The sequence below is a fragment of the Streptomyces sp. NPDC088147 genome, assembly GCF_044741565.1.
In the GTDB taxonomy this organism is placed as follows: Bacteria; Actinomycetota; Actinomycetes; order Streptomycetales; family Streptomycetaceae; genus Streptomyces.
On record NZ_JBIUSY010000001.1, the window covers coordinates 89604 to 101610 of the forward strand.

Below are 12007 nucleotides of genomic sequence, written 5' to 3' on the forward strand. Positions count from 1 at the left end.
CGAGAAAGGGCCAGGCATGTCCGCGCTGACTTCCCGCTACGCCGGCGACGAGCTGCACACCGGGACTGTGGGTGTCGTGGTGATCGGCGGCGGCGCCGCGGGCCTGAACGGCGCGCTGGTGTCGGCCCGCTCGCGCCGTTCGGTCGTCGTGATCGACAGCGGCACCCCCCGCAATGCTCCCGCGGCAGCCATGCACGGCTTCGTCGTCCTGGACGGCACACCGCCGCCCGAGATCCTCGAGCGCGGCCGTCGGCCATGGCAGGCACCATCGAGATCCCGGCTGCGGCGGAGGCACCGGCCTGGCCTGCAACGCCACCGACCTCACCGCCCAGGTCGGCGCCCCGCCGCGGCCGGAGCCCTGGTCGGCTCCCGCATCAACGCCGTACTGGCCGCCGCGGACACCGACGCCGCGCTCGCTGCCGTACAGAAGACCACCGCGTGACACGTAAGCGGCGCTGCTGACGAAGCGCGCGACCGTCATCCAATGGTCCGCGCGGTGAGCAAGCCCTGTCTCACCAACCTGGCGACATTTCACCGACCTGGCGACCGGTCCTGTCCCGGCGCTGATTCCACATGCCCTTTTGGGAAGGAAACCATGAGTATCAATCAGCCTCCACGGGCGGCGGCCGCGCCAACCGGCCGCGAGGGTACGCCGGATGCGCGTCAGCTGCGCGCGATCCTGATCACCGTCTCGATCGCACTGATGGCTGTCATCGCCTCGGTGTCGGGGCTGAACGTCGCCCAGACTCACATGGCCGTCGAGTTCGGCGCCTCGCAGAACACCGTCCTGTGGATCATCAATATCTACACCCTCGCCCTGGCCGCGCTGCTGCTGCCGCTCGGCGCGATCGGTGACCGGCTGGGCCGCAAGCCCATGCTGATCACCGGACTGGTCATCTTCGGTGCCGCCGGCGTCGTCGCGGGCCTGGCCCCCTCGGCCGGGATAATGATCGCCGCCCGTGTGGCCAGCGGCGTCAGCGCCGCGATGATCATGCCGATCACACTGGCCGTCATCACCTCCACCTTCCCCGAGGAGAAGCGGGGCAAGGCGATCGGTGTGTGGACCGGTGTCGCCGGAGGCGGCGGCATCCTGGGAATGTTCCTCTCCGCCCTGCTGATCGATGTCGCCGACTGGCGCCTGCTGTTCGCGCTGCCTGTGGTCCTGGCCGTCGTCGCGCTGGTGATGACACTGAAGTCGGTGCCCAACTCCCGCGAACGCTCCCCCCATTCCTTCGACACCATCGGCGCACTCGTCTCCACCATCGCCGTGATCGGTCTGATCTTCGTCCTGCAGGAAGGCCCCGAGCGCGGCTGGACCGCCCCCATCACCCTGATCAGTCTGGCCGTCGGCGTCGCCTCCGCCCTCGCCTTCGTGGCCTGGGAGCTGCACCGCCGCGAGGCATCGCTGCTGGACGTACGCCTCTTCCGTGAGCGCGGCCTGGCCTCCGGCTCCATCACCCTGCTCGTCGTCTTCGGCGTCCAGGCCGGTATCGCCGTCGTGCTCTTCCCGTTCTTCCAGGCCGTACTCGGCTGGTCCGGACTGCTGTCCACCGTGGCGATGATGCCGATGGCCGTCATGATGATGATGGCCTCCGGCCTGGCCCCCACGATGGTTGCCAGGATCGGCGCCCGCTTCACCATGACCGTGGGCGTCGCCCTCGCCACCCTTGGCCTGGCCCTGATGGCGCTGTTCGTGTCCGTCGACGGCGGCTACCTGTCCATCCTGGCCGGGATGCTCGCCATGGGGACCGGCATGGGTCTGTCGATGACCCCCTCCACCGAGGCCATCACCAGCTCACTGCCCCGCGCCGAGCAGGGCGTTGCCTCCGCCCTCAACGATGTCACCCGCGAGTTCGGCACCGCCCTGGGCGTCGCCATGCTCGGAGCTCTGCTGGCCGATGGCTACCGCGGCGCCCTCGACGGCAAGCTCGACGGCATCCCCAGCGGGGCCGCGGACACCGCACGCGAAGGCATCGCCAACGCCATCGAGGTCGCGCCCGCGACAGGCAGCCACGCCCAGGACCTGATCCACGCCGCGCAGCGGTCGTTCGTCGACGGCTGGCAGCAGGCCATGTGGATCGGCGCCGCCGTCATGGCCGCCCTGCTCGTCCACGTCGCCCTGCGCGGCCCGAAGAGCACCGCACCCCTCCAGGCCAACGCGGATGGGTGAGATGGACAGGATGATCAGGGCCCCTCACCTCAGGAGGGTGCGCCAGCGGTCGGCCGATTCCTTCATATCCTCGACGACCCGCTCCAGGAACGTACCCGCCCTGAAAAGCCGCTGCCCCACCGACGAGTCGAGTCCGAGCGTCTCGGCTGCCGCCATCGCGGCTCGCCCTGGTCTGCCGCTCCACCGCCGGATAAAGAAGCTCACGAGGCAGATGTTCGGCCGCGCCGGCTTTCGCCTCCTGCGGAAGCGGGTCCTCCTCTCACGGTGACGGGCCGCTACACGATCAGACAGTGAATTTCGCCGCCACGCGGGCAACCAGCTTCTCGCGCAGGGATGGCCATTCATCCACGAGGACGCTGTAGTAGAGCGAATCACGGCGCGTGCCGTCCTGGCGCACCATGTGGCTGCGCAACGTCCCTTCGTGGACCAGCCCCAACCGTGTCATCGCCTGCTGGGACCGTACGTTGAGGTTGTCGGTACGCAAGGCAATTCGGACGAGGCCCAGGTCGTCGAAGGCGTGTGCCAATAGCAGGAGCTTGGACTCGGCGTTGTAGGGGCCGCCCCAACAAGCGCGATCGAACCAGGTCGCACCAATCTCAGCGCGGCCCTGGGCGAGGTCGAACTCATACAGGCTGGTCGAGCCGATCACTGCCTTGTCCGTCAGGCGCTCAACGGCGAAGCACCGTCTGGCCCGATCCGCCAGCATCTGGCTGATCATCTCCCGCGTCTCTATGAGAGAGCCTGGCCGAGGCCGGGGCATCCACCGCCAGACCTCGGGATCCGACGCAGAGGGAAACAACGCTTCTGCATGATCGACGGACAGCTGAACGAGACGGACAGTGCGGCCGAGCAGGGAGGTGTCGCTCATCGCAGCAACGTAGCCGCGTGATCGCCGCCCCACCGTCGAGACGGTGATCATGTTGCCTTCATCACGCCCCCGATACCGGCGCCCAAGCTCACCAAGTAATCGACGAGCTTGGGCATCTGGGCGGCGGACGCCCGGGTTCGGTCGTTGTACCTGCGCCCACACTTCGGCAGTAGGAAGGGCGAGGGACATGAGGACATCGCGGGCCCGGCAGGCGGCGAGCATCTCGGGGCCGCCCTCGATCGGCTCGACGCCCACGGTGGAGTCGGAGTCGTCGATGTGCATGCGGACCAGGGTGTGGGAGTCGAAGAGCCACAGATCGGCATCGGGTATCCTCAGCCGCTCGTTTCCTCGGCCGGACGATGAGTCCGCGGCTGAGCCACCGAGCACGAAAACCACACGCGAACGAACTCAGAACGCGCACCGATGAGTTTCCCGCGCCGCGCCGGTCTGTACGCGTGAAACCGACTCACGGAAGGCTGGCGCCATGCGGAAACTGATCTACGGCATGAACCTGACCCTGGACGGCTACATCGCCGCACCCGGCGACGACATCGGCTGGAGCGTACCGAGCGACGAACTGTTCCAGTTCTGGTCCGACCAGTTGCAGGCAACCGACCTGACACTGTACGGGCGCAAGCTGTGGCAGACGATGAGCTCCCACTGGCCGACCGGCGACCAACACCCCAACGCCACCCCGGCCGAGATCGAGTTCGCACGCCGCTGGCGCGACATGCCAAAGGTGGTGTTCTCCTCCACGATCAACAAGGTCGACTGGAACACCCGCCTGGTCACCGGCGACGCAGTCGCCGAAATCACCCGCCTCAAGGCCGAGGACGGCGGCCCCATGGACATCGGCGGCGCCACACTCGCCGGAGCAGCCATGCGAGCCGGACTGATCGACGAATACATACTGGCCACCGCACCAGTCCTGGCAGGCGGCGGCACACCATTCTTCACCACGCTGGACAACTGGGTGAACCTCAACCTGATCGAGACGCGAACACTTCCCGGCGGCGTGACCCTGACCAGATACGAGACGAGACGCTGAGCACCCGTCACGCGACTCCGCCATGCCGCTGCGATCCTCGACCCGTGGTCATGTCGGGCGGCGAGGACGATCCTGACGACCGGCAGTTTGAGAATGATCGGTCCGGGCGGCATCGATGTTGCCTGCCCCACCTGTAGCTGCGCCCGGCGCCCGGTGCACGACCCCCGATGGTCGTCCGCACCAGCCCCGCGTGTAGCCGTTCAGGCGCCGATGGCCCTCCCGCTGACCCTGGTCAGGCGGACCGTCCATGCGGCCTCCGCCGGATCAGGCATCCCGGGCAGTCCGCGACAGCCCAGCCGAAGGTGTCCGGTTCCGGCGGCCAGACGCCGCGCCGCCGGAACCGGTCGCGGGAACGGCCGATCGCGTGCCCGGCGGGCTCTCCGTAAACGTCGAGGCCCTGCCCTCGGGCTGCGGCCCGCCCGGCGCTTCTCGGGGCAGCGGGTGTTGGTGGCGTGCTGGCGGGCCCGGGTGATGGTGGAGTCCACCGGCCACCCGCCACCGCCACCCGCCAGTCGATCGGCCCATCGTCGTCCGCGCGGGCGAGCGGGAGGCGGTCCCACCGCCGGTCGGTCAGCCGGGCGTGACGAGGCATCAGGGTCAGACCTCAGAGGCGTAGCGCACCCGGCCGACAGCCCGGCCGGGCTCAGTCGATCGTCTTGATCACCCGGGCGGGCACTCCCGCGACCACGGTGCCGGCTGGAACATCACGAGTGACCACCGCACCGGCAGCGACCACCGCACCGGCACCGAGGGTCACCCCCTGCGTGATCACGGCAGCCGTCCCGATCCAGACGTCGTCCTCGATGACGATCGGGGCGAAGGAGAGGTACTCGCGGCGCTCGGCCAGGGCCAGTGGATGGCCTCCGGTGATGAGGCTGACCTTGGGAGCGATCATGACGCCGTTGCCGATACGGATGCCTCCCTTGTCCATGAAGGTGCATCCCTGGTTGACGAAGACGTTCTCCCCGAACTTCGTGTTGAGCCCGCACTCGGTGAAGAACGGCGGGTAGATCATCACCGACTCCGGCAGCGGGCCGCCGAACACAACGGAAAGGAGTTCCGCGCGACCCTCGCTGTCGCTGAACGGAAGCACGTTCAGTCGAGACGTCGCATCGGTCACCTCCACGATCCTCTCCGCATGACGCTCGAACTCAGTTGTCTGGACATACATGACCTGCTCTGTGCGGGTAGACATGTGCTGATCCCACCACCGCGCAGAGCACTCGATCAAACAACCCTGCACCACACCAGACACAACACATGGTTGTGAAAGTAGAGTGGAAGCGTGGATGTTGAAGCGCTGCGGACGTTCGTGGCCGTCGCCGAGACCGGCCAGTTCCAGGCTGCTGCCGACAAGCTGGGGATCAGCCAACAGGCCGTCTCCAAGCGGATCGCGGCCCTGGAGAGACACATCGAGGTCACGCTCCTGGTGCGGACCTCCCGAGGCTCCCGGCCGAGCCTGGACGGGCAGGTCTTCCTGCCGCACGCCAAGAAGGTCCTGGCGGCCATAGAGCAGGCCGAGCACGCCGTGCGCCCCGGCAGCCGTCCCTTGCGCGTCGATGTCCTCAATCGGCGCATCTCCCCGGCCCAGGCCGTCTACCGGTTCTACCGCTCCCGCCCCGAGACGGACCTGGACACGGTCACGTTGAGCAAGGAGAACGCCGCACAGGCCGCCCAGGCGGTGCTCGAAGGGACCGTCGACGCGTCTTTCCGTGCCCTGCCCGCAGACCAGGTCCCGGCCGGGATCAGCGCCGAACGACTCCTGGACGCACCCCTGGAGCTCCTGGTCGGACCCTGCCACCCGCTGGCTGACGCACCCTGGGTCAGTCCTGCGGATCTGGCCGGCCACCGTATCTGGATCCCCGGGATCAGGCCGGGCACGGAGTGGGCGGCGTTCTACCAGGCGCTGTCCAAGGCCTTCGGCCTGAGCATCGACGCGCTTGGCCCCAACTTCGGTGACGAGGCCCTGATGGACGCGCTGGCCGACTCGGCCTCGCTGGCCACCCTCGTCGGCAGCGGGGACCGGTACCTGTGGACCCAGACCCACGACCTACGGCGCATCCCGTTGCACGACCCGACCCCGGTCTACCCGCACGTGCTGCTGTTCCGCAGCGGAGACCAGCACCCCGTGCTGACCGCGCTACGCGATCATCTGCGCACCACAGGCCCGCGAACCCCGCACGACGTGTGGGCGCCGGACTGGATGGACCGCTGACCAGACGACCGAATCGACAGACACACCCTGGAGGTACCGCTCCCCCGCCTCCGGTCGCCTCTTTCGGCATCGGCATGGAGGTCCGGGTGCAGCGGGCCCGGTCGGCCATCCGCTCCCGGCTCGTACGCCGGTAGAAATGTGAGCGCTCCGCCCCCTTGATGATGAAATCGGCCACTCTAACGGGGTAATGCCCGGCAGATCACGGGATAGTACATTAGGAATGGCAACGAAGAAGTCAAGTGACTGAGCTTCAGGTATTCCTATGTCCGAGCGCCCAACGCGGTTTGCCCAGTATCAGTAGCTGAATCGCGAAGAGGGGCCGACAGGGCCGCTTCTGTTTCCCACCCCAAGGATATGACCGGCTGCGGGAACACGTAGCTGGATGACGATCGATGTCATGTCAGCCACAACACGTCAGCCACGACTCGACGAGCGGTCCGCCGGACGGTCTTCTTCCACTCCCCCGGTTGCGTGGCCGACTTCAGGTCCACCGGTGTCCCTCAACGCGCCCGCCCTCTCGGCTTTCATCCGTTTCGGCCGACGAGCCGGCGCACCATCCCCTCGTGCCCCAACCGCGCCACAGTGGCACGGGCACACCGTCACTGTCACCACTCCACCTCACACAAGGAGTTGACCCATGAGTGGATGCGGCTGCGGGCAGTCCCCCATCGCCATCGGCGGCTGTCAGCCCTCCAAGCCGGCCTGTCCTCCCGTTGCTTGTCGCTGCTCCAAGCCGTGCGAGCACTGCGAGACGACCCCACTGCGCGACTCCGCGCCGTACCGGGTCGCGGCGACCGCGAGCAGCACCGACCCGACGCCGTACTACACCATCGCCAACACCCATGCCGCACTGGACCCTGTCGTCGCCCAGACCATCCTGAACAGCGGCACGGGCACGTTCCCGGCCGACGACGGGACGCACAACGGCCAGCACACCTGGCTCGCCGGCGTCGTGCACATCGACCCCACGTCACTGCGCGGCAACCCCACCAGCGTCACGATCAGCGCCTCGGTCCATGTCCACAACGACGGCAGGAACACGGCCTGCCAGCTCTACGGCCGCTTCGCGCTGTGGAACGGCACGACCCCGATCCGCACCGATCTCCTGGGGCCGCCCGATCTGCCAGCGGGTGGTGACGACAACGGCGTCATCCCACCGACCACCGTGTCCCTCGCGGACGTTGTCGCGGGAAAGATCGTCGTCGAACTCAACCTGGAAACAGGCAACGACGACGCCTGCCGAGTCGGCCCCAAGCAGTGGACCGTCGACAGCTTCGTCCTCACCGTGCAGGCGTCCGCCCCGGGCTGCGGCAGGCCGTTCCTCCGTACGACCTGCCGTAACTGCGACGGCGCGGTCACCTGCACGACCGACACCCTCGACGGCTCGACTCCCTACGCCGCGGTCCCGCCGGTCATCCCGGTCGCCTCCTGCCAGGATGGATGCGCCACCGCCCGCCCTCCGTGCATCTCCACAGACCGGGGCAACGCCATCACCCGGGGCAGCGACGGGTGTCTGTACGCGCCCGACACGCCTGCTCTGGACCCGTCCCCGTGCAATGCCGCACGGAACACGACCGGTGGGCTGCTCGTGCCGCGGATCGACCTGACGGGTATCGCTCCCGGCGGCAACAGCAGCACCGAACGGTCGGTGGACATCGACGTCACCGGGACGCACGGCTGCCCCGAAAGGTGGGAGATCGGTGCCCGCCTCACGCCGGTGAGCGCGTTCCTCAACTCCGAGAGGCAGAACGCCAACCTCCTCGCCCAGGCTGGTACCGACGTGCCGATCCCCGAGTCCGACATCGTGCTCCCGGAAGCCGGGGTGTACCACATCGACAGCGATGTACGGTACGCGCTCGGTTCCGCCACCGGCGGCAGCGGCTACATCATCGGCTGGCTCAGGGACGAGACCACGGACACCCTCCTGACGAGCTTCACCCAGATCGCGGCGATCAACGCGGCGAGGCAGGAACAGCAAGGCGGAACCACACACATCATGACCGAGTACGCGGTCACCTCCGGCCCCCGGACGGTCCGCCTGCACCTGATGTTCGTCCTCACCGGCGGCAAGATCTCCAACGCCGAGGCCGGCGGCACCGACAGCAATGGCGCAACCCGGATGCGCTTCCTCAAGGTCAGGGATTAGGGCGTCGCTTCGTTCGGTGAGGGGGCGTCAGCCGAGTGACGGGGCCGCGCTCCACCCACCGCTTGGCCTGCGGAGCGACACCGACATCGTCAGGGTTGCACAGGCCACTTCGAAGCGCCCCTGACGCCACCGCCGCGCGCGGGCACGCTCGTCCGCCCCGCCCCGCCCCACGTCCTCAACAACCAGTCGAGCACGCAGTAGTCGCATGATCGGCCGGACAAGTTCTAGGTGGTGGTGTGGGGTGTGGTGGTGAGTTCGTTGTAGACGGTTTGTCCTCGGGTGGGGGTGAGGTCGAGGGTGGTGAGGATGGAGGCGTGGATGATGTTGGGGAGGAGGTGGTGGAGGAGGGTGCGGACGCGGTCGGTGAGGTCGTGGTAGTCGGTGAGTGCTTGGGACATGGCCTGGATGCCGGCGAAGCTTCCTACGAGGATGTCTGCGCTTTCGGCGGGCTGGACGTGGGGGAGGAGTTCGCCTTGGGTCTGTGCTTTTTCGAGGTGTTCGCGCATGACGGTGGCCCAGTTGAGGAAGGGGCCGCTGCGGTCGAGGTCGTGTGCTTGCTGGTCGAGTGAGAGGCGGACGCCGGCGCGGACCATGGGGTCGGTCTGGAGGCGGTGGGCGTGGAGCATGATGACGTCGACGACTTCCTGGATTTTGCAGGGGCGGTCGGGGACGGTGAGGCGTTGGTCCTGTTCGCTGAGTACGCCGTGGGCGAGGTCTTCCTTGGACTGGAAGTGGAAGTAGAGGGCGCCTTTGGTGACGCCCGCGGTGGTGAGGATTTCGGTGATGGTGGCTGCCTGGTATCCGTGTTCTTCGAACACGCGGGCTGCTGCCCCCAGGATCGTCTGACGCGTACGGATGGCTCTGTCCTGTTTCGCCACTTTCGCCTCCTTCACCTGCACGGCCGCTGTCCCGGTCCACAAAAAAACCGGCGAGTTCGTATCTTACAGAGAGCCGAGTCCCCCGGGGGCGCCCTGAAGGCGTGAGCGAGCTTCGCGCGGGCGACCCAGCGGATCCAGAGGGGATAAGGCGGACTTGGGTGTTCATCGAGTCCCGCCAGTTCTTTCGCGGTCCGGAAGGTCTCTTCCACACGCCATCTGGATCCGGCTCCACGCACCCACTCGGGCTTGGGCGCCGGCTGGGGTGAGAAGCAGCGGTAGTTGGCTAGTTCGCCGGTGGCAGTGCGCTGCGGCCGTGCGCAGTTTCGGGTTGTCGCCGTAGACCTCATCCCCGGTGACCCGGTCCACGTGGTGTCCGGCGCCCAGGGGGCGTTCAATCATCGTGGGCCAGTTGCGGCGTGGTCGCGAAGACGGTGTCCTCGCCGAGCCCCGCCGCCGGGACGCGGTCAGCCGGATCGCTCGTCCAGCAGCGCTGGATGGACAACTCCCGGTCCGCCGCCGCGTGTAGCGTGCGCGCCGACCTCCCCGGCCCGCTCCGCGATCGTCCAGCGGCTTTTACGCGGCGGGTCCGACAGCAGGCCGAGCACTGACCGCCCGGCGTGCAGGCGGGGTTCGTAGCGGCTGAACCGTCCCGCGATCCGGCTCATGGCCGCCTCGAACCGCCCCCGGCACCGGGCGGGATCTATGCTGTGGCCCACGGCCACCGTCTCGTCGTTGGTCCGCGCAACGCACGACGATCATCGGTGGCCCGCCCCCTTACCGTGCCCTCCTGTCAGTCTCGGACGAGACAGAACGGGTGACCTGCCGGGTCGGCAAAGATGCGCCAACTCCGTTTTCCGTCACCCTCGTCGAGCAGCGTGGCACCCCGGTTGAGAACGTCCTCCTGGGCTCGATCCAGGTCCTTGACCCCCAGGTCCAGGTGGAACTGCTGGGGCCGGGCGGGGTCCGGCCACCGTGGTGGCTGATGGTCTTCCACCTGCTGAAAGGCAAGCACGAGCCCGTCGGTGTGGAGCGTCGCCCAGTCGTCGCCGAGCGACCACCGTGGATCCGGCTGGTTCACCACGCCGCCGAGAAGCGACTGGTAGAACCGGGACAGCTCGACGACATCGGCACAGTCCAACACCACACAGTGCACATTGGCGATCATGAAGGGCAGCGTTTCACGATGCCTGATCACGATCTAGAGCTGGAGTACGGCGAACGAGAAGCCGGCTGCGATGAACCGCTTCACCGAACGACACAGCGTGGTCCACCTGGGAATGCCCTGGCTGCGAGGCTTGGCGGCATTTCGACATCGGCAGACTCTCTACCGACGACGGTAAGCGGTACCCATACCGCAAACGGAATGCCTCTCAATGGCGGAACGACACACCAACCCGTGTAGTCGAAGGGTAATTCGATCTCACATCCCTATTCTGTGAACGGATCGGCGAGGGGCGAAGAACCGGGGCGAAAACGCCCTTCGCTCGCGGCCGCCAAATTCAGACAACGGTCATCACTATCGGAGATCACACGCATGAACGACCAGAAGAACGCGAACGAATTTCCCCGGCGTCAATTCGTTTCGCTCTCGGGCACCCTTGGTGCCGCAGCGCTGCTGACCGGTGCGGGAGTCATGGCGGGAACGACCGCCACGGCGAGTCCGGCGCACGGAGGACCGTCCTCCGCCCCGTCGTGTCCCCCACCTCCTCCTCCCGGTGGGCCCGCGAGTCCCTGTCCGCCTTCTCAGATGCAGTCCCTCTGCGGCCGGCCCACCGACAACGACCCGCTCTGGCACGACGTCCAGTACTGCACGCAGGGCACCGTCCCACCGGCACCGCAGCCCAAGCCCGACTGCTTGAAGACGACCTCGAATTACGTCGTGCTGCACGGAAAACCGGAGAATACGCACAACTATCTCCTCCTCCCCTCGTGCCGGATCACGGGCATTGAATGCCCGTTCATCCACATGAACTCGGCTGCGAACTACTGGCAGGAAGCGTGGGAGAACGCGAGAAGCGGCGGAAGCGTCCCCGTGAAGTACCCGAATATCGGGCTGGGGATCAACTCGCAGGGCGCCCGCCAGTTCAATCAGCTGCATATTCACATGGCCGGAATCAGGGCGAGCACACAGAGGCGACTCCAGGAACTCGAATCCCAGGGCCGCATGGCCACCCAGCCCTCCCAATGGGCCGCCCCGGGCAACCAAGCGCCCATTTCGGGGCCCGCGGGTTCAGGCGACCGTGTCTACCGCATCCTCAGGCTCCACGACCTCCAGCAGAACCTTTTCACGCTGCTGTACCGAAACGTGGTGGTCCCGAACTCGCTGAGCATGGCGAACCAGACCATGATCGTGATCCCGAAGATGACGACCACCGGATTCGCGGGTTCCTTCTACGTCCTCAACAGCGACACGTCCCTCCACGACGGCACGAGCACGTGCGACTACCTGCTGGTGTACAGCTGACGACTACTCGATGGCAGTCGGCCCCGGGGGGCGGTGCGGTGACGCCGACGTCCTCGCAGAGGCTTGCCGGCCCGAGGGGATTTGCGGCACGGCCCGTCGCTGTGAGCCTTGTCGGTCGCGACACTGTTCGGCTTCTTGCGAAGTCTGCCTGGCCCGGTCGGGAGGGCTGCCCGGCTGTCGGATGAGGGTGCGGGCGATGGGGTACCGGATGCCTCGCA

10 protein-coding genes and 2 pseudogenes are annotated in these 12007 nt (G+C 67.3%); 6 read left to right on the forward strand and 6 right to left on the reverse strand.

Going from position 1 to position 12007, the window contains the following annotated elements:
* Positions 1 to 16 precede the first annotated feature (16 nt).
* Positions 17 to 250 (forward strand): annotated as a pseudogene (locus ACIOGX_RS00540) (FAD-binding protein); the annotation flags it as partial.
* 345 nt (positions 251 to 595) lie between these two features.
* Positions 596 to 2170 (forward strand): MFS transporter, encoded by a 1575-nt coding sequence (locus ACIOGX_RS00545; protein ID WP_401908914.1) that lies wholly within the window; start codon positions 596 to 598, stop codon positions 2168 to 2170.
* A 24-nt stretch (positions 2171 to 2194) separates the two neighbouring features.
* Here the strand turns inward: ACIOGX_RS00545 and ACIOGX_RS00550 are convergent, their stop codons facing one another.
* Together ACIOGX_RS00550 and ACIOGX_RS00555 are read right to left on the reverse strand one after the other, a co-directional pair.
* Positions 2195 to 2374, reverse strand: coding sequence for a hypothetical protein (locus ACIOGX_RS00550; RefSeq protein ID WP_356518374.1), 180 nt, complete (start codon positions 2372 to 2374; stop codon positions 2195 to 2197).
* 79 nt (positions 2375 to 2453) lie between these two features.
* On the reverse strand, positions 2454 to 3434 hold the full coding sequence (locus tag ACIOGX_RS00555; protein ID WP_401908918.1) for a GNAT family N-acetyltransferase: 981 nt from the start codon (positions 3432 to 3434) through the stop codon (positions 2454 to 2456).
* A gap of 88 nt (positions 3435 to 3522) precedes the next feature.
* On the opposite strand from ACIOGX_RS00555, the gene ACIOGX_RS00560 reads away from it, so the two are divergent.
* Complete coding sequence (locus ACIOGX_RS00560) at positions 3523 to 4086, forward strand: dihydrofolate reductase family protein (RefSeq protein ID WP_401908920.1); 564 nt, start codon at positions 3523 to 3525, stop codon at positions 4084 to 4086.
* 643 nt (positions 4087 to 4729) lie between these two features.
* Here the strand turns inward: ACIOGX_RS00560 and ACIOGX_RS00565 are convergent.
* Positions 4730 to 5257, reverse strand: a complete 528-nt coding sequence (locus ACIOGX_RS00565; protein ID WP_401758291.1) for a DapH/DapD/GlmU-related protein — start codon at positions 5255 to 5257, stop codon at positions 4730 to 4732.
* Positions 5258 to 5371: 114 nt separating this feature from the next.
* Between ACIOGX_RS00565 and ACIOGX_RS00570 the strand changes: the two genes are divergently transcribed.
* Positions 5372 to 6301: a LysR family transcriptional regulator gene (locus ACIOGX_RS00570; protein WP_401908923.1), complete on the forward strand. Its 930-nt coding sequence runs from the start codon at positions 5372 to 5374 to the stop codon at positions 6299 to 6301.
* Between the two features lie 637 nt (positions 6302 to 6938).
* Entirely contained in the window at positions 6939 to 8447 is a 1509-nt protein-coding gene (locus tag ACIOGX_RS00575) for a hypothetical protein (RefSeq protein ID WP_401908926.1), read from the forward strand.
* A gap of 224 nt (positions 8448 to 8671) precedes the next feature.
* Here ACIOGX_RS00575 and ACIOGX_RS00580 read toward each other — a convergent pair whose 3' ends face one another.
* The 3 genes and pseudogenes from ACIOGX_RS00580 to ACIOGX_RS00590 form a co-directional block, all read right to left on the reverse strand.
* A complete protein-coding gene (locus ACIOGX_RS00580; protein ID WP_384770733.1) occupies positions 8672 to 9325 on the reverse strand; it encodes a ScbR family autoregulator-binding transcription factor in 654 nt (217 codons plus the stop codon).
* Positions 9326 to 9414: 89 nt separating this feature from the next.
* A pseudogene (locus ACIOGX_RS00585) lies at positions 9415 to 9990 on the reverse strand (transposase); the annotation flags it as partial.
* A 125-nt stretch (positions 9991 to 10115) separates the two neighbouring features.
* On the reverse strand, positions 10116 to 10490 hold the full coding sequence (locus ACIOGX_RS00590) for a VOC family protein (protein WP_401758299.1): 375 nt from the start codon (positions 10488 to 10490) through the stop codon (positions 10116 to 10118).
* 582 nt (positions 10491 to 11072) lie between these two features.
* Here ACIOGX_RS00590 and ACIOGX_RS00595 point away from each other — a divergent pair.
* Positions 11073 to 11789: a CDP-diacylglycerol diphosphatase gene (locus ACIOGX_RS00595; protein WP_401758302.1), complete on the forward strand. Its 717-nt coding sequence runs from the start codon at positions 11073 to 11075 to the stop codon at positions 11787 to 11789.
* The last annotated feature ends 218 nt before the right edge of the window (positions 11790 to 12007 follow it).

Coding starts and splice junctions, on each gene's coding strand:
- ACIOGX_RS00545 (WP_401908914.1), top strand. CDS start 596: ATGAGTATCAATCAGCCTCCACGGGCGGCGGCCGCGCCAACCGGCCGC.
- ACIOGX_RS00560 (WP_401908920.1), top strand. CDS start 3,523: ATGCGGAAACTGATCTACGGCATGAACCTGACCCTGGACGGCTACATC.
- ACIOGX_RS00565 (WP_401758291.1), bottom strand. CDS start 5,257: ATGTATGTCCAGACAACTGAGTTCGAGCGTCATGCGGAGAGGATCGTG.
- ACIOGX_RS00575 (WP_401908926.1), top strand. CDS start 6,939: ATGAGTGGATGCGGCTGCGGGCAGTCCCCCATCGCCATCGGCGGCTGT.
- ACIOGX_RS00590 (WP_401758299.1), bottom strand. CDS start 10,490: ATGATCGCCAATGTGCACTGTGTGGTGTTGGACTGTGCCGATGTCGTC.
- ACIOGX_RS00595 (WP_401758302.1), top strand. CDS start 11,073: ATGCAGTCCCTCTGCGGCCGGCCCACCGACAACGACCCGCTCTGGCAC.